We start from the raw sequence: 22,209 nt of genomic DNA on the forward strand, positions 1-22,209 counted from the left end.
GTGATTTATTTTTTGTGCTTATTATTATGGAAGGAAAAAACAATCCTTCCGGGAGAAAACAAAATTTCTTTCGAAAGAAATTTAAATTTCATCCGAAAAAGTTTATTTTAGCACACAGGAGGGGCACGCAGTCCGGACGCCGATACGATCCACGTATCGTGCAGCGATTCTATATAGACGGCACCTTCTTTATGAAAAGGGCAATCGCATAAAAGCGGTTCGGGAGGATTTACATAATCAAACAACACTAACAGGGGGAAAAGATGCATATTGGCATCCATATCTGTTACGTGCAATTGTAATGATGAGAAAAAGGCAAGGTTGTGTCCGTCACAACAACATCCGTGTGTCGTATTGGCATGATGCGATTCTGCTAACGATTTATAGCAAGGAAATCCGTCTTCATGATGATGATGCGGAACTATTACTGACATCAACAGCACGATACCTGCCAGAAGCATCACATATCGAATAATATATTTCTTTGTCTTTTTCAACATCGCAACAAAGATATAAAGTATTTTTTTTATTTGAAAGAGATACAACTATATTCGTAAATTCCTCATTATAAATCGCCCACCTTCTCTTTCATATTAAATTATACATTCTTATTCAACATTACAAAGTTATGTCCGTTCATTCAGGTATTTGTAGCTAATAAAATGTATCACAGAAGAAATAAGTTTCTAGTTTGACAAGTATCCAAACAGGTTGGCTTGTAAAACGAAACTTTATCCGGTAAAAAAGATAAAGTTTGCGTTTTTCGAAACAAACGGATTGTAGTTTTGTTTATTACAAATATAATAGTCAACAAATTAACATAGGAGTCTTACAAATGACAATCGATGTATTAAACAACGGGTTAATTGAAGCAATGAAAGAAAAAATACCCGATGGAATAAATTTAGCCAACACTTTAATGGATATTCTGTACATCGGGAAAGAAGCTGTCTACCGGCGTATGCGTGGAGAAGTACCTTTCACATTCAATGAAGCAATCATTATTTCACGAAAACTGGGTGTATCTTTAGACCACATAGCCAGTAGTAGCGCACAAAACAACGCTATGTTCAATCTGAATATGATACACCATGCAAACCCGATAAAAAGCTATTACACAATTATCAACCATTATGTAAAAATATTCAAGGCTTTCAGAGATAATCCCGCAGCAGAACTAAGTACGGCATCCAATATCATACCTCAGACTTTTTATCTGAAATATGACAATTTATCACGCTTCCGGCTTTTCATGTGGATGTATCAGCACGAAAAAGTAAATTGTATCAAAAAAATTTCGGAACTGAAATTGTCCGACGAGTTGATTAATGCCCAGAATGATTTTATCTATGAAACACAACGGATTCATACTACAAATTATATATGGGATAACATGATGTTTTTTTCGCTTGTGAACAATATAAAATATTTTGTAAGCATACACCTCATTTCAGAAGAAGAGCTTTCATGCCTGAAACAAGAATTATTGGATTTACTGGATAAACTGGAAGAAGTTGCAACTAAAGGTAAATTCAATACGGGAAAAGATGTACATATATATATATCCAACATAAGTTTTGAAGCAACTTACAGCTATTTCGAAGCTAATAACATCCAATTGAGCCTCATTCGTGTATATGCAATCAACTCTATTACCTCAATGGACAAAGATTTCTGCGATTTACAGAAAGAGTGGCTGCAATCTTTAAAAAAGTTTTCCACTTTGATTTCGGAAAGCGGAGAAATGCAACGTATCCTTTTTTTCAAAGAACAGAGAAAAATCGTCAATTCTTTATAAAAACGAACAGCTATTTAAATCATCCCGATCTTTTTTGCGAATGATCGGGATGATTTTATAAAATGATCGGGGCGATTTATAATAAACAAAAGTGAAGCTTTAATCAAAGCAATCCCAGTGACTTTCTGAATAAAGAAATAGCTTCTTCTACAGGCAAGTCAATATCCAGGAATAAACGTCCGGCAGCAGGTATAACAACCTTACCATCTTTTTCACGTATCGGGATTCGTTTACCTACAACATCCGACAAGCGGATTTTACGTTTGTCTATATCCAACACCACTTCTCCACTTCCCGACATATGCCAATACACAATACATGTTTTACCATGTTTCTCAAAAACAAATGCCCGGATAGGAAGCTCCGCATCTGTAGTTATTTGTTTATAAGGATATAAGTCATACCGCCCGCCCTTATCTTTTAATAAGATATATTCCTGATCAAGATTTTTCAGCATTTCTTTCTGCGCTTCGGTAAAAACTCCCTTCAACTTGGCCTCCTCCCACCAGCGAATAACTTGGAGGTTATCATCCGTACGAGGATGTTTCCGCAGATCATTCAGGTTACCTACCAACGAAATAGGACTATTCCATGCAACCGCATGGCTACATATATATTCATACATATCAGGCTGCATGCCGATTGTTTTCTCCGAAGGAGCAAGATAATTTACCCAACCAAAATTGACCGATGTAAAATCTTTTGCTATCTGACGTGCCGCACGCGTTGTATATTTCTTCATTGCAGGACGAATACGTTCCGGCGGAAAAATATCGAAAGCATTTCCACGGCTCAAAATATGCCATCCGTAATGCGACTTCAAAGCGCCTTCGGCATATAATGGTTTTGGACTTAATTCATTATAAACAGCCAATTGGGAGCGGGATACATTATACCAATAAGGCATAGGAACATCTTCGGCGCCATCAAAATAGACAAAGCGGAAACCGGCACCTTCATATATCTGCCCTAACCTTTCAGCTATTTCTTTTTGTAAGCCGGTGTTCTGATCTACACGGACAAATAAAGGCCAGTCGTCTACATCCAACAGCCCGAATCTTTCGCCTTTATCATAAACACGGGGAACAGAGCCGCCTACACCGCGCGTACAACCGGTTAACTGATATGGAGGAGTGGTAGTAAAGCCTGTATACAATATCAACTCCTTTCCTATCTGAAGCAATGTACGGTTCTTTTCCATTTGTATTCCTTCCGGATTTTCCTCTATATAAAGAACTGTAGAAGTAGAATCGACCGGACGCGCCAAAGTAAAATTACGCACATGGTTAAAGCGCGTATCCGGATTATCCCCCATTAAATAAGGATCATCCCGTCCAACCTTTGAGTAATGCAAATGCAAACCCGGGATCATTCCGGCTTTATATATCTTGTCTGTTATTTCTTTCAGGTCTTTCATTCCGTTCGGATATTCCTTGCGCCAGGGATAGTGGCCGCAAGATTTCGCAAAGTCTACATAATAAATAACAATGGTTTTAAAACCGCCTTTTTTCGCGAAAGAGATATGTTCATCTATATTTTCAGTCGTCACATTTCGCAATTCATAATAAGAATAAGGATATTCCTGGCGAAGCCGGCTTTCAACACCCAACGGCATATTGTAATCGCGCTCCAACCGGTCAATACATGGCAACAACCGGTCTTTTGACGTGGTTATCAATGCAGCACCGGCTCCAAACAATTTCACCTGATAGTCAAGGCCTGCATATAAGTTAATTGCATTTTTTTGCTGAAAAGCATCAATACGGGTACACGGAGAAGTTGCAAGAAGGTTCACTGCCACATCTCCATCCCATACAACATTTAGCCATTCACCGAAATTTTCACGTTTACGGACAGGCAATTGCATAAGAGTAAATTCATCGATCTCTGTTTTGCGTTTTACTCCAAAATCTTCAATACGGTAATCAATCTTGTCGAGAGTAAAATGGATATAGTCATCCGTAATATGCATCGGTATATAAGCAATATCATATGTATCTTCAAATTCAACCCGCAAGGTATCCCCAATCCGTTCTACTTTGTTTGAAGGAAAAGTGCGGGGCTTGGCCGGAAACATAAGAAAGTTCTCATTATCATAAGGCCTATATTGAGTTATAGCACAAACCGGGAGTTCCGACTGAGTATCCAGACATTCCTGGCCGCTGGATTTATGTATCAAACTACGTGCCTTGCCATCCGAACTGATGACCAGACGCATCTGACTGTTTTCAATAACAATATCCGAAGACTTACCGGTTATCGCATTTGTGGTAACCGAATAAAAAAGAAGGCATAAAATAGCCGGAAAAAGATTCATTAGTCGACTCTTCATAATAGTGGTTTTAAACATATTCCTAATCTGGACGCCGGTTTTTTAACCGGACGAGACAAATATAAATATAAAATTGGCTTTAGCCAAACATTATATAAATGCAGCTAAAGCCAATATATCATTAAATAAAATTACCTCCGGTTATTTACCCAGCTTGTCGCAAATCAGTTCGGCGGCTTTTTTACCACTCATCAACATACCCCCGAAAATAGGCCCCATACGGAAACTGCCACTTACACCATTAGCAGCCATACCTGAGACAAACAATCCGGGATAAATCTCTTTCGTGTTTTCTACAGTAGTAGACTCGCCTAATTCCACATTCAAAGAACGTTCTCCTATCACGCCTCCGGTAGGTGTATTCAATTTAATATCATTCTTACGGGCAACTGTGCGGGCAACTTCACAATCGTGTCCCGTACCTTCCAAAACAGCTTTTGCCATAATAGTCAATGGATCGACATGCATTCCTTCACGGATTACCGGAGCCCAGTTTACCACCACGCCTGCTACGGCATCGTTATGGAATACGACGTCTTCTACCGAATAACAATTAAAAATTGTGGCCCCTGCTTTAGTCGCCTGATAAATCAGTGCAGAAGTGGTATGAACAGAATCCATAATATAAGTACCATTACCCGCAGCATGATAAGACACGCCCAATTCTTTAACAATAGGCATAGCTTCTTCCTGTACTACAATATCGTTAAACATCATAGCACCACCCCACATACCTCCTCCGGGAGCTAATTTACGGTCAAAAAGCGCTACCTTCTTTCCGGCTTTTGCCAAATAATAAGCAGCAACAATACCGGATGGGCCTCCACCTACGATAGCTACGTCTACTGATAAATTACTCTTTAACTTTGCAAAATAGGAATCAATAATTCCTGTTGAAACAATCTGTTCCATTACCAATTATAATTTAGAGTTAAAAACATCAGAAAGCACATAGAGGTAAACGCTTTCTTTTATTCAATCATTCTACCTTCTTCCCTTCGGCGGCATTACCCGGATCAGGTTCAATGGGTATAATCTCAGCCTGTATATTAAGGCACCCCTATGATAAGTCGTTGCAAATATAGTACATTTTTCCACTCTTCTGACAGGATTTGGTTACTAATTACAGCGAAAAGGAAACACTTTTCAAAGTTTTTGCTAACTTTGGCGACTTGAATGAAACAATAGATTTTAAACAGAATAATTATGGCGAAGATAAAAGGAGCTGTTGTTGTAAACACGGAACGCTGCAAAGGCTGCAACCTTTGCGTTGTAGCCTGCCCATCAGATGTACTGGAACTACATCCCAGGGAAGTTAACAACAAGGGGTACCATTATGTGTACATGAAAAATCCGGATGCATGCATAGGATGTGCTAGTTGTGGTTGGGTTTGTCCGGACGGTTGTTTAACCATCTACAAAAAGAAAATCGATAATTGAAAGTTGAAAATAAAGATATGGCAGAAGATATAAAATTAATGAAGGGTAATGAAGCTATCGCGCACGCTGCAATCCGCTATGGTGTAGATGGATATTTCGGTTACCCGATCACTCCTCAGTCCGAGATTTTGGAAACCCTTATGGCTGAAATGCCGTGGGAAACTACAGGAATGGTAGTTTTGCAAGCAGAAAGTGAAGTGGCTGCTATCAATATGGTGTATGGTGGAGCCGGAACAGGAAAAAAGGTAATGACCTCGTCTTCCAGTCCGGGGATAAGTCTGAAGCAAGAAGGTATATCTTATATAGCAGGAGCAGAACTTCCCTGTCTGATTGTAAACGTAATGCGTGGAGGTCCGGGACTGGGAACAATCCAGCCCAGTCAGGCCGACTATTTCCAAACTGTAAAAGGCGGCGGACACGGCGACTACCGGTTAATAACTCTAGCTCCTTCTTCCGTACAGGAAATGGCAGACTTTGTTGGTTTAGGCTTTGATCTTGCGTTCAAATATTCTAATCCTGCTATCATCTTAGCAGACGGTATCATTGGCCAGATGATGGAAAAAGTGGTTATGCCTCCATTCCATAAACGCAGAACCGAAGAAGAAATTATTGCAGAATGTCCTTGGGCTGTACAGGGAAAAACGGCCAATCGCAAGTCTAATGTTATCACTTCCCTTGAGCTGGATCCGGCAAAAATGGAAGAGAATAATATCCGCTTTCAGGCTAAATATAAAAAAATCGAAGAAAACGAAGTTCGTTATGAAGAGTTCTTTTGTGACGATGCAGAGTATTTGCTGATCGCTTTCGGTTCTTCAGCACGTATTTGCCAGAAAGTAGTAGAGAATGCCCGTGCAGAAGGCATTAAACTGGGTTTATTACGTCCTATCACTTTGTGGCCGTTCCCTGCAAAAATAATTGCAAAATATGCCGGTCAGGTAAAAGGCATGCTTTCTGTTGAGTTAAATGCCGGACAAATGGTAGAAGATGTTCGCCTGGCTGTAAACGGTAAAGTAAAAGTCGAGCATTTCGGACGTTTAGGAGGTATCGTATTTACTCCGGATGAAGTATTGGATGCATTAAAGACGTTGATAATTGAGAATTAAAAATTATCAATTTATGAAACGTGGAAGTAAAATAGACGAAATACTGACATTGCTTTTTATGCTATTGGCTATTGCTGCCGTAATATGTTATTTTGCAGTTAACGACCGCAGTGTATTCTTGTATTGTGGCGGAGCTGCTATTGTACTGAGATTAGCACAATACGTAGTAAGGTTTATTAATTAATAATATGCTGGTCTTTAGAGCAAATCCATTGGCATATTAACAAATTGAAAAATTATTCATATGGAACTCAACGAAATAATTAAACCGGAAAATCTGGTATATGAAAAACCCAGATTAATGAATGAAAATTCCATGCACTACTGCCCCGGTTGCAGCCACGGTGTTATACATAAGCTTATTGCCGAAGTAATTGCCGACATGGATATGGAAGAAAAAACAATAGGTGTCTCCCCCGTAGGATGTGCCGTATTTGCTTATAATTATCTCGATATAGATTGGCTTGAAGCTGCTCATGGACGTGCACCGGCAATTGCCACTGCCGTAAAAAGGCTAAATCCCGAAAAAATGGTATTTACTTATCAGGGAGACGGTGACCTGGCTGCTATTGGTACAGCAGAAACTATCCATGCAGCCAATCGCGGAGAAAATATCGTGATCGTTTTCGTAAACAATGCTATTTACGGTATGACCGGAGGACAAATGGCTCCCACCACGTTGGAAGGCATGCCTACATCGACCTGTCCGTACGGACGTAATATTGCCTTAAACGGCTATCCTCTTAAAATAAGTAATTTACTTGCAGAATTGGAAGGAACTTGCCTGGTAACCCGTCAGAGCGTACAAACTCCGGCAGCTGTAAAGAAAGCAAAGAAAATGTTGCGTAAAGCATTTGAAAATTCAATGTCCGGCAAAGGAACCTCGGTTGTTGAATTTGTTTCTACCTGTTCGTCCGGATGGAAAATGACACCGGAAAAAGCAAACAAATGGATGGAAGAGAACATGTTCCCCTTCTATCCGTTAGGTGACTTAAAAAATGTTGAATAATAGTAAGATGAAACAAGAAATAATTATAGCAGGTTTCGGAGGCCAAGGAGTTTTATCAATGGGTAAAATATTGGCTTACTCCGGGTTGATGGAAGGAAAAGAGGTAAGTTGGATGCCCTCTTACGGTCCCGAACAACGTGGCGGTACGGCCAACGTGACAGTAATTTTAAGTGATGACCGTATAAGTTCTCCTGTTCTGAACGAATATGATATTGCTATCATATTGAATCAACCATCAATGGATAAATTTGAAAGTAAAGTAAAGCCGGGCGGTATTCTTATTTATGACGGTTACGGGATCCATACTTCCGTAAAACGTACGGACATCTCTGTCTATCGCGTAGATGCTATGGATGTTGCCACGGAAATGAAGAATGAAAAAGCATTTAATATGCTTATCCTTGGAGGTCTGCTTAAAATCGTTCCAATGGTAAAATTAGAAAATGTACTGCTTGGGTTAAAGAAATCTTTGCCCGAACGGCATCATAAGCTAATACCGATGAACGAAACAGCCATAAAAAAAGGAATGGAAATTATCAAGAAAATATAATTTGCAAACTCTGCAAAAACAAGGATACCTCTTTTGGCATCGAAAGTCCCGTCTTTTAAGTGTAAAAGTCTTGTCTTAACATTTAAAAAGTCCCGTCTTTTGAATTCAAAAGAGGTATATTATTATCTTTGCAGCCCATGAAGTATTATTTATTCATATTACTCTTCCTGTGTGAAACCGTAACTATGTCAGCACAGGATCGCCGGGAAGGAGGTGGACGAGGCAGTTTCTCGCTAGCAAATCTTTCATCGGCAAAAAAAGATATACCCGACAGTCTGCTGGCAGTAGACAGTGCCGCATTAAAATCCAAACGTATCATTGCTTATCATCTTACACCTTTATTAGGAGAGCCTTACATTGCCCCTTTAGATACGGGACGACTTAATTATGCAAATTCTACCCTGGTTGAAAGTAAGTCATTAGCTGTAGGCTATCAGGCAAACATTGGTTCGGCCGCCCAAACAAGAATGTTTTTTGAACGGAAAGAAGCCCGTGATTTCATTTTTGCCGATCCGTATGATTACTATATCACGACACCCGAAAACGCCTATTTTTACGACACAAAAATCCCATATACGGATATTATGTACACTACGGCCGGTTCCAGCCAGAATAAGGATGAACGGTTAAAAGGAACTCTTACCCTGAATTTTGGGAAAAAGATAAATATAGGAGGCGACTTGGACTATATTTACAGCCGTGGCCATTACGAATCAAATGGGAACAAACTTTTGAGTTACCGGCTATTCGGGAGCTATCTCTCCGACAAATACGACTTATATGCCTATCTGAGCAACTTCAACTTTATTAATAAAGAAAACGGAGGGCTCACAAACGATCGGTACATCACAAACCCGGACAATCCGGTAGAAGGTTTCGACAGTAAACGTGCAACCGACACGAAAGCTTTTCCCGTACGTTTTTCCGATACTTGGAATCGCGTACGTGGTAAGCAATATTTCTTTACCCAAAGATACAATTTAGGGTTTGAACGCGAATTGGATGAAACGGATGAAGAAGGCAACGCAAAAAAAGTATTTGTACCTGTATCCAGCATCATTCACACTTTTGAATATAAAGACAACCGCAGACATTTTGGCTCCGGAGATCAAGGTATCGACACCTGTTATGTTGATCATTTTATAGATACGGAAAATTCAGAAAACAAGCAAGTGGTAGAAGACCGTACATCCTATTGGAGTTTAAGCAACACATTGGGGCTATCATTGCGGGAAGGATTCCAGGATTGGGTAAAATTCGGATTAACAGCTTACATAAACTTTGAGAAACGTCGTTTTAAATTACCTGCAGCTTATGACACAGAAGACGGGATATCCGGTACTCAAATTCTCGTGACTCCAAAAACGCAACAAATTTATGATGAATTTTCATCCTTCATCGGTGCTGAATTATCAAAAAGCCAGGGTCGGTTGCTAACGTTCAATGCACGTGGAGAATTAGGGTTATTCGGTAGTGATGTAGGAGAATTACGTGTAACAGGAAATCTGCAAACCCGTTTTACTTTATTCAAAAAAGATGCTGTTATCAAAGCTGATGCGTACATAAAGAATGTGAACCCGGCTTTTTATGTGCGTCATTTCCATTCTTCGTTTTTTTGGTGGGATAACGACTTCAAAAAAATACAACAAGTATACGCCGGTGGAGAGATCAATCTGGAATCAACAAAAACAAAACTATCCGCCGGAGTGGAAAGTATACAGAATTATATATTCTTCAATCATAAAGGATACCCAGAACAAAAGAACGGGAACATTCAAGTTATCTCTGCCCGTTTAAAACAAGACCTGAAATATCGTGCCTTTGGATGGGAAAATGAAGTTGCTTACCAGTTAAGCAGTGATAAAGAAGTATTACCTTTACCTCAGCTTAGTTTATATACAAACATGTATGTTGCATTTAAACTGGCAAAAGTTTTAACCATACAATTAGGTGCAAATATGTATTACAATACAGCTTATTATGCACCATACTATGAACCGGCTACGCAACAATTCCAATTGCAAAGACCTAATGAACAAGTTAAAGTGGGTAATTATCCATTAATAAACGCCTATGCCAATTTCCACCTGAAACAAGCCCGTTTCTTTGTGATGGCATATAACTTAAGCTCCAAGTTTGTAGACCCGAACTACTTCTCTCTATCGCACTATCCTCTTGATCCGATGGTACTCAAGATGGGTGTAGCTGTTATGTTCAATAATTAATACATACGTATAATTATCAATAATTAGATGGTATGAGAAATAAGAAATTGCTGATTCTTTATTTTATCTTATTGGTTATTGCTGTTTCAACCATGATCATGTTATGGCAACATAAAACACATGAAATACCTCCTCGTGACTATGAGCAGATCAAAAAAGAAGGAGTATTAAGAATGGTAACCGAATACAACCAGTCCGGCTATTTCATATCAGGAGATACGATAGAAGGGTTTCAATATGAATTGGGTAAAGCGATTGCCGAGTTATCCGGGTTAGAAGTACAAACTCATTTGGAAATGAGCCTCGCCGAAAGTTTTAAAAAATTATCTGATAATAAATGCGACATCATTGCCCGCAACATCCCGATTACAAGTAAAATCAAAGAAGAGTATCTCTTTACAGAGCCAATCGTATTAAACAAACAAGTATTAGTTCAGCGTACAGCCGAAGCTAACGAAGGTAAACAGCCCATTCGCAATCAATTGGATTTAGCTAAAAAGACTTTATATATACCCAAAGACTCTCCTGCCCTTTTACGTCTCCGTAATCTGGAAATAGAAATCGGCGATACTATTTATGTAGAAGAAGATGAGCTCTATTCGTCCGAACAATTAGCTATTATGGTAGCTAAAGGAGACATAGATTATGCAGTATGTGATCAACAAATGGCTCGTCTGTCCAAGGAACAACTTCCTGAAATAGATATTGATACGGATATTAGTTTTACACAACTCCAATCATGGGCAGTACGTAAGGACTCACCGGTATTACTGGATAGTTTAAACAGCTGGTTCAACCAAATACGCGCAAATGGTTTATATGACAAGATATACAAACGTTATTACGGGAAACGATGATATTTGAGATCTTTGCTATGGCAAGGCAATATAAATGAAAAACGGGAACCTTCTCCCAACTTGGATTCCACAGAAATAGAACCTCCCATTTTTGTAACCAGACTTTTGCAAATAGCTAACCCCAAACCTATACCTTCCACATAATCGTTCAATTTAACAAAACGATTAAAAAGGGATTCCATTTTCTCTTTTGCAATACCAACACCGGTGTCTTGTACATAAAACTCATACAGTTCATCCGGCAAGCTTTTATATCCGATAGTAATACAGCCTTCTTTCGTATTCTTTATAGCATTGTTTACCAGATTATTTACCAACTGCAATAAACGGATCTGATCGGCTACAAATTTACAGGCAGGCTTGTCTTTTTCTAATTTCATTGTCACATTTCCGACTACACGCAATTTTGCCGATGCATAAATAGTGTCCATCAGTTCATTTATATCTACCGGAGTGTAGTTTATTTTAATAGCATCGGCTTCGATCTTCGACAAATCAAGAATATCATTGATAAGCTGCATCAAAAGCTGATTGTTGGTCTTTATAATTTCATAATAAGATAAGCGCTCTTCATCGGAATCGGCAAACGCCATCAATTCGGCAAAACCTGTAATTGCATTTAACGGAGTACGAATCTCATGGCTCATATCTGCCAGATATTTAGACTTCATTTTATCTGCATCTTCCGCCTTTTGAAGAGCTTTTTCCATACCTAATTCCTGATCTTTACGGCTCTGAATATTTGTGGAACAGCCTAATAAAACAGTAGGATCTCCATTTTCATCACATTCATAAATATAAGCAGAAGTATCACGCCATGTATAATCTTCCGATCCGGGATATTTTACCCGGACTTCTTGTTTCGTTTCTTTAACCTCACCACGGCAAAGCCTTAGGAAATTCTCAATATATAAATTATAATCATCCGGGTGTATTCTGGACGCAAACACTTTCCATGGCACGTTTACCATTTCTTCATCATTCGTATCCCAGTTATTCAGGCTTACTATGGAATCTTCATAATTTAATTTACTATTAGGATTTACAAAAATAGAACAAGTGCGGATATCACTTGTACGTAATGCCATCTTGGTTAACGTACGAGTCCTTTTTAGTGCATTTTCTACTTCTCGCTTGGAAGTAACATCACGCCATAAGGCAAGTAGCAAAGGTTTTCCATTTTTCAGGAATATTGGAAATTTTGTAATTTCAATATCTTTATATGTACCGGATGTTGTTTGTATCCGTCCCTGAAATTCGAGTGTTTTACCGGTTTTCAGAATCTCAAGATCCGTTTTCAAACGTTCTTCTTTTGACAATACCGCACCATAATGCACTTCAAAATCATTATGTCCCTCTATGGCTGATGTTTTAATACCAGTAATTTCTTCCATAAAACGATTCCAGTAAAGATACCGGAACTGATCCTCTGCATCTTTAACAAAAACACCCAGCGGAAGATGATCTAAAATAGTATTAATCAGTTCATGAAGTTCAAGGCTATCTTTTGCTTTTTCTTCTAATTTTAACTGAAGATTATTAATATCTTCACCACTATTCATACTTGCCATTTTAAATAAAGCCACAATTGTGGCTATAAAGGTATTTCATTTTTCAATATAAGCAACTAAAAGACAAAGAAAATCAACCAATATCATTCAAATCAAAGATGCAAAAAAAGAAGTAATTAGGTAAAGATCATATATTGCCAAATATTATATATCTTTACCGAGAATTTAATGATGTAAGATGAGATTTGATGAATTACAACTAGAAGAAGAGATCTTAGATGGGCTTGATGCAATGAATTTCATAGAAACAACCCCTGTACAAGAGCTTACTATCCCAGTTATATTAGAAGGAAAAGATATTATCGCTTGTGCCCAAACCGGAACAGGAAAAACAGCGGCCTATGTATTACCTGTAATTAATGAACTGAGCAAAGGAGAACATCCTGCAAATGCAATAAATGCTATAATAATGGCTCCAACCCGTGAGTTAGCCCAACAAATAGACCAACAAATAGAAGGTTTTTCATATTTCATCCCTGTGTCTGCAGTAGCAGTATATGGTGGAACTGATGGTATTGCCTGGGAACAACAAAAAAGAGGATTGGAAATGGGTGCTGATATTGTAATTGCAACCCCGGGACGCCTATTATCACATATTAAATTAGGTTCAGTAGATTTATCCCAAGTTTCATTTTTCGTTCTTGATGAAGCCGACCGTATGTTGGATATGGGATTTTACGAAGATATTATGCAAGTATATAAGCTACTCCCTCCTACATGTCAGTCTATTATGTTTTCGGCTACTATGCCTCCCAAAATACGCACTTTAGCCCAAAACATATTAAAAAATCCGGTAGAAGTAGAAATTGCGATTTCCCGTCCGCCAGAGTCAATCATGCAAACGGCTTATATATGCTATGAGACACAAAAAATAAGCATCTTAGAAGACCTGTTTTCCCAAGGTCGCCCACAGCGGGTTATTATCTTTTCTTCTTCAAAAATGAAAGTGAAAGAACTTGCCAATACTTTAAAACGGATGAACTTCAATGTAGCTCCGATGCACTCCGATTTAGAGCAATCGCAGCGGGAAGAAGTAATGAAAGAATTTAAGAATGGCCGTATTGACATTTTAGTAGCAACAGATGTAGTTTCAAGAGGAATAGACATCAATGATATTCGTCTCGTTATAAATTTTGATATTCCTCATGACCCGGAAGACTATGTACACCGCATCGGACGTACAGCCAGAGGAACAAGCGGAGAAGGGCTTGCCATCACATTTGTTTCAACCGACGAACAAGCTTCATTTAAACGAATTGAAGATTTTCTTCAAAAAACAGTTTATAAAATTCCTATAGACCCTAAATTTGGGGAAACACCTTTGTACGAACCTAAGAAACATGCAACTCCCCAACGTGGACGTTCACGTAAAGACGGCGGAAACCGTAGCAGCAGTAAACGTACGAACACCTCAAATAAATCAACAACTCATAAAAAATAGAGTAATAAGAAAGGTCATGTATAATCATGACCTTTCTTATTACTCTATTTTTTATTTAAAATTCTTTGTCTCATCTATAATATACTCCGGGCGTGCTTTGATCTCATCAAATAGAATACCGACATATTGCCCCAGAACACCAACAGTCAACAGTTGAACTCCTCCAAAAAAGATTACAGAAGTCATGATAGAAGTCCATCCTGTCTCGGCATTACTAAATCCATATATTTTCCCCAAAGTAAACCAACTTGCCAATACAATACCCACCAGTACTGAAATAAACCCCAAACTGGTAGCCAACCGTAGCGGTTTCTTAGAAAAATATAACATAGCTGTAGAAGCAAACTTCACCATTTTACTTAACGGGTACTTCGTTTCTCCGGCAATACGAGCTTCACGTTCATAATAAAAAGGTACCTGGTGAAATCCAACCCAACTAATTAGACCGCGTATATATTTCCCCCGTTCTTTAAACCGGTCAAATTCATTCATAACCTTACGGTCTACCAAACGGAAGTCTCCCGTGTCCAAAGGAAAATGGACTTCACTCATATAGTTCATGATCCGATAGAACGCTTTAGCTGTAAACAGTTTGAAAACACTTTCTCCTTCCCGTGATTTACGAACACAATATACCACATTCGCATTTTCCTTCTCCTGTAGTGCTAAAATATCAGGAATCAATTCCGGAGGATCTTGCATATCAGCGTCAATAATTATAGCCAAATCCGCCTCACAGTTATTGATGCCGGCAGTAACAGCCGGTTGGTGTCCAAAGTTGCGCGAGAAATGGATTACTTTTACTTCAGGATCGTTGGCCGCAATATTATCCAGCATTTCACGTGTCTTATCACGACTTCCATCATTGATGTAAATAATCTCGGTAGGGTTTGGCAAAGAAGCCAATACCTCTTTTGTACGCCGATAAGATTCCGCAATAACGGCCTCTTCATTGTAGCAAGGAACAATAACTGCCAGTCTTTTCATCCTTCTTTCTACGATTTAAAGGTGTAAAACTTATTCATTATAAAATTAATCACTGTATAAAATGCCATTCCTATCAAGTGGTTATAATAATGATCGATGGTTAAATGTTTATTCAGCAACATAACCAATCCGTATTGCAACAAATAACAAATAACAAATGCTACAGCAAAACGATATGCACTCTTCCCCCATCCTGAAGAACTGGACTTAAATGTCCATTGTTTATTCCAGACAAAACTATTCAAAATACCGGCAATATATCCTGTAATATTGGACAGGCCTTCACGACACCCGAAAAGTTTCATCATAACCCAAATAACTACCATTGTTATGAGAGTATTGCTTATACCTACGATACCATATTTAATCGCTTGTTTTACTGTTTCCATTCTTATTTATAATCTCTTCTATTTCAGCATGAGTAAGTTCCTTTACATTCGTTATCGTAAAAATATCGGAAAGAAAGTTACCATATTGGTTGCACTCATTTATCACTATATCGAGTGTTCCTTTAATATCAGCACGAACAGGTATTAAAAAGACCAGTTCCACAAATTTTTCTCCAATTGTAAGACGTTCTATTTCACAATCGACTTTAGGTAGGAAATAAGCAAATTCGCGTTCAATAATTTGTTTCTGATAATCTGCAAAAGGTTTCTTATCCGTCGACAAAATCAGAACATAAAAACGCAGTTTCTCACCTTTTCCTCCTAATCCGGTAGATATATAAATCTGTTTTTCATCCGAGAGCTCCGATTCCAAAGAAATACGACATTCCATCAGTGCCATAAAAGCCCAATCGGTAACTTCCGGGTCAGGAGTTTGTACGTATTCTTTCAGCAAACTGTATGCTTTTACATTCTTAGATGTTGCAAGCAAAGTAAGGAGTTCTCTTTTTTCATCTTTCTCAGTCTCTTTGCCACTAGCCAAAAGGCCGAAAACATCCAGGCATTCCTGATCTGACAATGGACGAGGAGGTTGGTTCTCCTTTCTTTTTTCTTCCGAATGCTTAAAGTACTCCATTTGAAGTTCTACAGGCACACGCTGCTCAAGTATATGGAAATGTCCGTCCATCTTTTCAAAAGAATCCCGAAACTTTTTAAAAACATCACCTTCTTCTTTCATTGATTTCTTTTTTTAGTATATGTACATATCCAATAAACAAGAAACAAAGGCAAATGTACGGCTTTTTCATGACATAAATATAAAAAAAAGACAAGAACCATTAATCCGGTTCTTGTCTTATAAAAATATACCCAAATCTATTTTTGCTATGCTCCTGCGTATATCAAGAAACCCAGTCCTATAATAAACAAGATAAACATACCTATATTCAACTGGTTTGAGATTTGCGGAGCTCCCTTAAACTCTTTCCATATCAAGATTCCCCATAAGGCTGAGACCAATGTTGCTCCCTGGCCTAGTCCATACGAAATTGCGGCGCCGGCTTTTTCAGAAGCAATCATACTAAAAGACTGTCCTATGCACCAGATCACACCGCCCAATACACCCACTAAGTGAGTGCTCATATTTCCTTTAAAGTAGCCGGATATAGAAATAGGCTCTCCTTCTACAGGATGTTTCATTGCCAACGTATTAAATAAAAAATTACTAATAAAAACTCCTAATGAAAATATGAATACGGCCGTATATGGGGTCAGTTTACCAGCTGCGGGAGAAGCAAAATTTTCCAAATCCATAGACGCTGCTACAAAACGGTAAAAGAATGCCATAATCACACCGGCTGCAATAGAAATAAAAATTCCCTTTGCCGAAACGTTACGAGTACCCACCAACGCTTTTTTGTAAGCCAGTCCGTTCAACAGTATTGCAACCGTAATAAAAGCCACGCCAACAAATATATATAACGGTTCGCCTTTTGCTGCTCCAAAATAATTTACCAAAACACCCAATATCAAAGCCAGTCCGATACCTACCGGAAAAGCAACCGACATACCGCAAATTGCAATTGCCGCAGAAAGTAAAATATTAGCCGCATTAAAAATAATACCTCCTAAAAAAGCACTACCCAAACTCGACATATCAGCCTGCGCCAGATTTGTAAGGAAACTACTTCCTTCAGTCCCGAAACTTCCTAAAGTAAAAGCAGAGATTATTGAAAAGAGCAGTACCCCTATCACGTAATCCCAATAAAAAAACTCATACCGCCACGTTTTAGAAGCCAGTTTCTGAGTGTTTCCCCATGATCCCCAACAAAGCATGGTAATCACGCAAAACACAATTGCCAACGAATAATTTTGTACTATAAACATATCTTTCTTATTTTATTACGGGTTGATGCATCATATAATTTTCAAGAATAGCAGCCATTTCTGCATGAGGAACTTTTTCTTTTAAGCAAAGGTCTTTTCCGTTTACCCATATGGCAATCTGTTACCGGTGGGCTACCTGCAAAGGTGCATCCGAATAGACCAATGCCTCACCAAACATAACAGAGGTACCCGCTATCGGATTCAACCATTTGAAAGAAACAGTATGTTTTCCTTTTGGCAGCTGATACTTCCAGAACAATTCATTACGACGGATTATGTATGACGCTGGCAGGTTAGCTGTCTCTACCAGCTTGCCGTCTATATACATTTCAGCCTTTGCCACATAATCCTGATCCGGCGATTTTACATAGCCTTTAAACACGATTGAAGTGCCATCAAACGTTACTTCGCCTACATCAGTAATATTTTTATCTATAGCAATTTTCCCCGTTGGGTATTGCCCTTCAAATGCTTTCTCATATTTTACGGGAACAGGCTGCTGGCAAGCTATAACAATATCATTCCCTTCTATTTTTCCACCATTGCGTTCTATCATCTGCATAGCCTGATCAAAACTCATCTGATACGTTTTATTCAGAGAAATAGTTGTATAAGCAAAATTTATGTCTTCAACTTCCTTCAGATTTTTTGTCCAATATTCCGGAATGTGGCTATACCCCAGCATAGTTCCGAGAATACCTGCAGCCGAAGCCGGGTTACAATCGGAATCCTGTCCGCAACGTGTCGAAATATCCATCGTTTTATAAAAGTCCCCTTCACCATACAACAGACCTATTATTATATAAGCACTATTAATAACCGCATCTATATTAAGCGGGACAAAGACTCCGTCCGGGCAGCCTATATCCTGACTCCATTTTTTTTCACATTCAAACCAAGTACGTTTCCAATCATTCGGGAATTCTTTGTGCCAACGGATTACATCATTCATACATTGGTAATAAGTGCTTTGTTCGGGTATTGTTTTCAATGCTTCCGTAACAATAAATTCAATATCGTCGGATATGAAAGCCAAAGAATACATAGCACCTACATACACACCGCCGTACCAACCATCGCCATAATTCATGATATGCCCTATTTTATCCGAAATAGCAGAAGCTGCGTTAGGCATACCCGGAGACATCAAGCCTGCATAATCGGCCTCTATCTGGTAATCAATATCATCAGCATGCGGATTATTAAGCCAATGGCCGGAAGCCGGAGGCATAATACCTTGCAGAATATTATACCTTGCAGCCTGATTAGCATGCCATAATGTATATCCCGCATTAGCAAATGCAACTGCAAAAGAATCGGCAGGAGCGTCTAATCCCAACCGGTCAAACACTTCAACAAATGTCAGATCCATGTAAACATCATCATACAATCCGGGAAAAGTGTCATACCACCACTTTATATAGCCATCCGGCCAGGGAATAGTAACATAATCCTGAATCATCGTTCCGTTATACCTAAATTCTGTAGGTCCACCATAAGAGCAACCTATCGTTTGTCCGGCCCAGCCGCCTTTGATCTTATCCATCAAAACTTCACGGCTAATGGTAAAATCTTTGGGAACCGTAGTCTGATTTGCAGGTGCCTGTTGTTGGTTGCAAGAACTGAAACAGCAAAGCATCATAGCTAAACCTACGGCAAGAAAAGTCTTTTTTTTCATGATAGTCTTATTTTTGAAGATTAACCAAATATATCTACTTCATTCCGGTACGGAGCCGAAGATTGCGCTCCAACACGAGTAACGGATATAGCCGAAGCCTTACATGCAAAACGTACTGCATCCGGTAAATCACGCCCTTCGGAAAGTGCAACAGTAAGTGCTCCGTTAAATATGTCTCCTGCCGCAGTTGTATCAACTGCATTTACTTTTAATGCAGGAATAATATCCACCACAGAATCCTGATAAACCAGCGCACCTTTTGAACCTAATGTGATAATGACACATTGGACGCCCATATCCGAAATTCGTTTGGCAGCCTCTCCTGCCGATATTTCATCCGTAATTTTTATTCCGGAAATCATTTCTGCTTCGGTCTCATTAGGAGTAATCATATATAAATGTTGAAGCAAAGACGAAGGAAGAGGACATGCAGGAGCCGGATTAAGAATAACTTTCTTATTTTTACGGTAGGCTATTTCGGCCACATATTCGACAGTCTCCATAGGTATTTCTAACTGCATAAGTATTAAATCTGCCTCATCAATAGCTTCAATAGCTTGAGCCAGATCCGATGGTAGCAAATTTGCATTAGCTCCCGATGCCACAACAATACAATTCTCGGCATGTGCATCTACCGTTATCAACGCCACACCCGAGGGATGATTCGGATCGGAGAAAATATACGAAGTATCGATACCTTCCTCTTCAAACAATTGTTGGGACTGGTGACCAAATATGTCACTACCTGTCTTACACACAAACGAGACTTTCCCTCCCAAACGAGAAATGGCAACTGCCTGATTAGCACCTTTTCCTCCGGGGTTCATGAAGAAAGTTCCTCCGAGAACAGTCTCCCCCGGACGAGGAAGATGTTCGGTTTTAATCACCATATCAGTGTTACTGCTGCCAACTACCAATATTCTATGTTCCTGCATTTTTTTCACTAATAATTATCTTTAGTTAAACATTAATTCCGTGAATATCCTGGATTTTACTCCAACCCTGGATTTTGTATAAAACAAAATCATCTCGATCTTTTCTTCAAATCATCGGGATAATTTTTCAAAAACATCGAGATGATTTAGAACAAAGGTAAACACATCCCTTAACAGAAAACATAACAATTTTAAAGCAAAATGATAAACCCAAAATTAAAAACAAACGGATATTGTCTTTCGGATTAAATAAAAAGAATTATTTTTGGGATTATCTAATTGGGTAAATAATTCAATTTATCATATTCAATTACACAATTATTTTGTATCTTTTATAAACAATATACTATTATGAATAAAGCATCTTCTCTTGTCATTTTAGTAAATTCTCTGACAAAGGCGGAAAAAAGGTATTTTCGCCTGTATGCCAACCTACAAAATGGAGAAAAGGTATACTTATCCCTTTTTAATTTATTGGATAAAAAACTATCCATGGATGAAGTTTACACCCATTTTTGCAAAGAACAAAATGGCTGCAGTTTCGACATGGCCGTAAAACATCTTTACAGAGTCATTTTGGATTGCTTAATTAAATTGAGGGAAAAACAAAACATACAAACCGAAATATTTAACTATATTTCCAAAGCAGATATTTTATTTGAAAGAGCTTTATTTGACGATTCCTTTACAGAACTGGAAAAAGCTAAAAAGCTGGCCACAGCTTATGAAAATGATCCATTATTATTGTTAATTTTCCGAACCGAAATAAGATATTTAAGTACCCTTAATTTTGAAGGAGTAAGCGAACGGAAACTAGTAACAAAACAAATGAAAATACAAGAGACGATGAAGTATTCGAGAAATGTGAATATGCATCGGCAACTATATGATATTTTAAAACACCGCTTAATCTATAAAGGATATTCACGTTCTGACAAACAAAAAGAAGATCTGAACGATCTGGTATTAAGTGAACTTAATCTTATAGCAAACAGTTCTTACAAAGGTTTTGAAGCAACTAAGCTACATTTATTATTTCAAGCGACCTATTATCTGAACTCCGGTAATTATAAATCGGCAATACGGCATTATCAGGAACTGATTAACCTATTTGAAAAAAACAAACATTTGATATTAAATCCACCTATTTATTATGTAAGTGCCATTCATGGCATATTAGACAGTTTGCATACAGCCGGATTATATAAAGAAATGCCTTTTTTCTTAACCAAACTCAAAGAACTAGAAAACAAAGATTACCCGACAGAATTTGTATTAGATATAAAAGCTCGCATTTTTCAATATGAATTAGCGAGTTTTCAGAATACAGGTGATTTCAAATCAGCAAAAAAATTAATAGATAACCATGAAGAATGTCTAATCAAAAAAAGCGATTTACTGGAACTTGAAGCCCAATTAAAATTATATACCAACATTGCTATTTTTTATCTTAGTTGCGGAGACATACCAAATGCTAAAAAGAAAATAAAAAAAATATTTAGTTCAGGCAAGCTATTTTATGCTCTGCCTTCATACAAAATAGCCCGGCTCATTAACTTACTTTTACAGGCAGAGTTAGGCAATTATGATTTCTTAATCAGCGAAATCAGTTCTATAAAGCGGAATATCAGTTTTGAAAAGCAAGTGTATATCACCGAGAAACTCATATTTCGATTTGTACAGGCATACCCGCTCCCATCTTATAAAAAAATGCAAAACAAATTATGGGCCCATTATCAAAAAGACATCAGCAAAATCAAACAAGATAAATATGAACGGCACTTATTAAAAACATTTGATTTTCTTTCATGGATAGAAAGCAAATTGACAAACCGTCCTTTTGCCGAAATATTGCAGGAAAAAGCTTCATAGCAGACTTTGAAAGCAAACATGAACAATCTTCATAATAGCAAAGACACACTAAACAGCTATAAATGACAAACAAATGTTCAAAATAGCCGCTTAAAAAATAAAAGCATGCTCTAAAACATCCTTTTATTATTACATAAA

The 22,209-nt window shown here is 38.2% G+C and carries 20 protein-coding genes and 1 riboswitch; of the genes, 10 read left to right on the plus strand and 10 right to left on the minus strand.

All coding sequences use genetic code 11. The annotated features are described in order from the left end of the window. Positions 1–107: 107 nt before the first annotated feature. Positions 108–500, minus strand: coding sequence for a DUF6769 family protein (locus tag ACYIB7_RS08780; protein ID WP_103982031.1), 393 nt, complete (start codon positions 498–500; stop codon positions 108–110). 335 nt (positions 501–835) lie between these two features. Between ACYIB7_RS08780 and ACYIB7_RS08785 the strand changes: the two genes are divergently transcribed. Beyond that, positions 836–1,798, plus strand: coding sequence for a hypothetical protein (locus ACYIB7_RS08785; RefSeq protein WP_480336802.1), 963 nt, complete (start codon positions 836–838; stop codon positions 1,796–1,798). A 103-nt stretch (positions 1,799–1,901) separates the two neighbouring features. On the opposite strand, the gene ACYIB7_RS08790 is transcribed toward ACYIB7_RS08785, so the two are convergent. Next, positions 1,902–4,130, minus strand: a complete 2,229-nt coding sequence (locus tag ACYIB7_RS08790; RefSeq protein WP_480336803.1) for a hypothetical protein — start codon at positions 4,128–4,130, stop codon at positions 1,902–1,904. 141 nt (positions 4,131–4,271) lie between these two features. Next, on the minus strand, positions 4,272–5,042 hold the full coding sequence (locus ACYIB7_RS08795) for a sulfide-dependent adenosine diphosphate thiazole synthase (protein ID WP_103982033.1): 771 nt from the start codon (positions 5,040–5,042) through the stop codon (positions 4,272–4,274). A gap of 62 nt (positions 5,043–5,104) precedes the next feature. Next, positions 5,105–5,202: riboswitch (TPP riboswitch) on the minus strand. A gap of 134 nt (positions 5,203–5,336) precedes the next feature. On the opposite strand from ACYIB7_RS08795, the gene ACYIB7_RS08800 reads away from it, so the two are divergent. From ACYIB7_RS08800 to ACYIB7_RS08830, 7 genes are all read left to right on the plus strand, one after another. After that, on the plus strand, positions 5,337–5,570 hold the full coding sequence (locus tag ACYIB7_RS08800) for a 4Fe-4S dicluster domain-containing protein (protein ID WP_099465384.1): 234 nt from the start codon (positions 5,337–5,339) through the stop codon (positions 5,568–5,570). 17 nt (positions 5,571–5,587) lie between these two features. Further along, on the plus strand, positions 5,588–6,673 hold the full coding sequence (locus tag ACYIB7_RS08805) for a 3-methyl-2-oxobutanoate dehydrogenase subunit VorB (protein ID WP_103982304.1): 1,086 nt from the start codon (positions 5,588–5,590) through the stop codon (positions 6,671–6,673). Between the two features lie 13 nt (positions 6,674–6,686). Further along, on the plus strand, positions 6,687–6,857 hold the full coding sequence (locus tag ACYIB7_RS08810; RefSeq protein WP_200817923.1) for a hypothetical protein: 171 nt from the start codon (positions 6,687–6,689) through the stop codon (positions 6,855–6,857). A 60-nt stretch (positions 6,858–6,917) separates the two neighbouring features. Beyond that, the gene (locus tag ACYIB7_RS08815; protein ID WP_099465385.1) at positions 6,918–7,682 is read left to right on the plus strand and encodes a thiamine pyrophosphate-dependent enzyme; all 765 of its coding nucleotides are present in this window, start codon (positions 6,918–6,920) and stop codon (positions 7,680–7,682) included. Positions 7,683–7,689: 7 nt separating this feature from the next. Next, positions 7,690–8,232, plus strand: coding sequence for a 2-oxoacid:acceptor oxidoreductase family protein (locus ACYIB7_RS08820; protein ID WP_099465518.1), 543 nt, complete (start codon positions 7,690–7,692; stop codon positions 8,230–8,232). Positions 8,233–8,369: 137 nt separating this feature from the next. Further along, the gene (locus tag ACYIB7_RS08825; protein WP_480336805.1) at positions 8,370–10,457 is read left to right on the plus strand and encodes a putative porin; all 2,088 of its coding nucleotides are present in this window, start codon (positions 8,370–8,372) and stop codon (positions 10,455–10,457) included. A gap of 32 nt (positions 10,458–10,489) precedes the next feature. Next, on the plus strand, positions 10,490–11,314 hold the full coding sequence (locus ACYIB7_RS08830) for a transporter substrate-binding domain-containing protein (protein WP_103982035.1): 825 nt from the start codon (positions 10,490–10,492) through the stop codon (positions 11,312–11,314). Here ACYIB7_RS08830 and ACYIB7_RS08835 read toward each other — a convergent pair. Continuing rightward, the gene (locus tag ACYIB7_RS08835; RefSeq protein WP_480338466.1) at positions 11,299–12,876 is read right to left on the minus strand and encodes a PAS domain-containing sensor histidine kinase; all 1,578 of its coding nucleotides are present in this window, start codon (positions 12,874–12,876) and stop codon (positions 11,299–11,301) included. The genes ACYIB7_RS08830 and ACYIB7_RS08835 overlap by 16 nt on opposite strands. Positions 12,877–13,063: 187 nt before the next feature. On the opposite strand from ACYIB7_RS08835, the gene ACYIB7_RS08840 reads away from it, so the two are divergent. Continuing rightward, positions 13,064–14,326 carry a DEAD/DEAH box helicase gene (locus ACYIB7_RS08840; protein ID WP_099465388.1) on the plus strand — a complete coding sequence of 421 codons (1,263 nt, stop codon included), beginning with the start codon at positions 13,064–13,066 and terminating at the stop codon, positions 14,324–14,326. A 51-nt stretch (positions 14,327–14,377) separates the two neighbouring features. Here ACYIB7_RS08840 and ACYIB7_RS08845 read toward each other — a convergent pair whose 3' ends face one another. From ACYIB7_RS08845 to rbsK, 6 genes are all read right to left on the minus strand, one after another. Then, a complete protein-coding gene (locus ACYIB7_RS08845) occupies positions 14,378–15,313 on the minus strand; it encodes a glycosyltransferase family 2 protein (RefSeq protein ID WP_480336807.1) in 936 nt (311 codons plus the stop codon). Positions 15,314–15,321: 8 nt separating this feature from the next. Next, entirely contained in the window at positions 15,322–15,702 is a 381-nt protein-coding gene (locus tag ACYIB7_RS08850) for a GtrA family protein (protein ID WP_099465390.1), read from the minus strand. Further along, the gene (locus ACYIB7_RS08855) at positions 15,677–16,438 is read right to left on the minus strand and encodes a hypothetical protein (RefSeq protein ID WP_103982038.1); all 762 of its coding nucleotides are present in this window, start codon (positions 16,436–16,438) and stop codon (positions 15,677–15,679) included. Before ACYIB7_RS08855 ends, ACYIB7_RS08850 begins: the two co-directional genes overlap by 26 nt. Positions 16,439–16,584: 146 nt before the next feature. Further along, positions 16,585–17,586: a GRP family sugar transporter gene (locus ACYIB7_RS08860; RefSeq protein WP_480336808.1), complete on the minus strand. Its 1,002-nt coding sequence runs from the start codon at positions 17,584–17,586 to the stop codon at positions 16,585–16,587. A gap of 121 nt (positions 17,587–17,707) precedes the next feature. After that, on the minus strand, positions 17,708–19,228 hold the full coding sequence (locus ACYIB7_RS08865) for an ADP-ribosylglycohydrolase family protein (RefSeq protein WP_480338467.1): 1,521 nt from the start codon (positions 19,226–19,228) through the stop codon (positions 17,708–17,710). Between the two features lie 56 nt (positions 19,229–19,284). Then, positions 19,285–20,199, minus strand: a complete 915-nt coding sequence (rbsK, locus tag ACYIB7_RS08870; protein WP_103982040.1) for a ribokinase — start codon at positions 20,197–20,199, stop codon at positions 19,285–19,287. Between the two features lie 351 nt (positions 20,200–20,550). Here rbsK and ACYIB7_RS08875 point away from each other — a divergent pair, with 351 nt between their 5' ends. Further along, on the plus strand, positions 20,551–22,071 hold the full coding sequence (locus ACYIB7_RS08875) for a hypothetical protein (RefSeq protein WP_103982041.1): 1,521 nt from the start codon (positions 20,551–20,553) through the stop codon (positions 22,069–22,071). The last annotated feature ends 138 nt before the right edge of the window (positions 22,072–22,209 follow it).

Source organism: Parabacteroides sp. KHUB-03, from assembly GCF_056640975.1.

What these genes read in the sequence shown, in the direction of transcription:
- ACYIB7_RS08805 (WP_103982304.1), top strand. Translation starts at nt 5,588, where the DNA reads ATGGCAGAAGATATAAAATTAATGAAGGGTAATGAAGCTATCGCGCAC.
- ACYIB7_RS08845 (WP_480336807.1), bottom strand. Translation starts at nt 15,313, where the DNA reads ATGAAAAGACTGGCAGTTATTGTTCCTTGCTACAATGAAGAGGCCGTT.
- ACYIB7_RS08825 (WP_480336805.1), top strand. Translation starts at nt 8,370, where the DNA reads ATGAAGTATTATTTATTCATATTACTCTTCCTGTGTGAAACCGTAACT.
- ACYIB7_RS08840 (WP_099465388.1), top strand. Translation starts at nt 13,064, where the DNA reads ATGAGATTTGATGAATTACAACTAGAAGAAGAGATCTTAGATGGGCTT.
- ACYIB7_RS08820 (WP_099465518.1), top strand. Translation starts at nt 7,690, where the DNA reads ATGAAACAAGAAATAATTATAGCAGGTTTCGGAGGCCAAGGAGTTTTA.
- ACYIB7_RS08830 (WP_103982035.1), top strand. Translation starts at nt 10,490, where the DNA reads ATGAGAAATAAGAAATTGCTGATTCTTTATTTTATCTTATTGGTTATT.
- ACYIB7_RS08865 (WP_480338467.1), bottom strand. Translation starts at nt 19,228, where the DNA reads ATGATGCTTTGCTGTTTCAGTTCTTGCAACCAACAACAGGCACCTGCA.
- ACYIB7_RS08790 (WP_480336803.1), bottom strand. Translation starts at nt 4,130, where the DNA reads ATGAAGAGTCGACTAATGAATCTTTTTCCGGCTATTTTATGCCTTCTT.
- ACYIB7_RS08815 (WP_099465385.1), top strand. Translation starts at nt 6,918, where the DNA reads ATGGAACTCAACGAAATAATTAAACCGGAAAATCTGGTATATGAAAAA.
- ACYIB7_RS08835 (WP_480338466.1), bottom strand. Translation starts at nt 12,876, where the DNA reads ATGAATAGTGGTGAAGATATTAATAATCTTCAGTTAAAATTAGAAGAA.
- ACYIB7_RS08855 (WP_103982038.1), bottom strand. Translation starts at nt 16,438, where the DNA reads ATGAAAGAAGAAGGTGATGTTTTTAAAAAGTTTCGGGATTCTTTTGAA.
- ACYIB7_RS08800 (WP_099465384.1), top strand. Translation starts at nt 5,337, where the DNA reads ATGGCGAAGATAAAAGGAGCTGTTGTTGTAAACACGGAACGCTGCAAA.
- ACYIB7_RS08780 (WP_103982031.1), bottom strand. Translation starts at nt 500, where the DNA reads ATGTTGAAAAAGACAAAGAAATATATTATTCGATATGTGATGCTTCTG.
- ACYIB7_RS08860 (WP_480336808.1), bottom strand. Translation starts at nt 17,586, where the DNA reads ATGTTTATAGTACAAAATTATTCGTTGGCAATTGTGTTTTGCGTGATT.
- ACYIB7_RS08875 (WP_103982041.1), top strand. Translation starts at nt 20,551, where the DNA reads ATGAATAAAGCATCTTCTCTTGTCATTTTAGTAAATTCTCTGACAAAG.
- ACYIB7_RS08850 (WP_099465390.1), bottom strand. Translation starts at nt 15,702, where the DNA reads ATGGAAACAGTAAAACAAGCGATTAAATATGGTATCGTAGGTATAAGC.
- rbsK (WP_103982040.1), bottom strand. Translation starts at nt 20,199, where the DNA reads ATGCAGGAACATAGAATATTGGTAGTTGGCAGCAGTAACACTGATATG.
- ACYIB7_RS08810 (WP_200817923.1), top strand. Translation starts at nt 6,687, where the DNA reads ATGAAACGTGGAAGTAAAATAGACGAAATACTGACATTGCTTTTTATG.
- ACYIB7_RS08795 (WP_103982033.1), bottom strand. Translation starts at nt 5,042, where the DNA reads ATGGAACAGATTGTTTCAACAGGAATTATTGATTCCTATTTTGCAAAG.
- ACYIB7_RS08785 (WP_480336802.1), top strand. Translation starts at nt 836, where the DNA reads ATGACAATCGATGTATTAAACAACGGGTTAATTGAAGCAATGAAAGAA.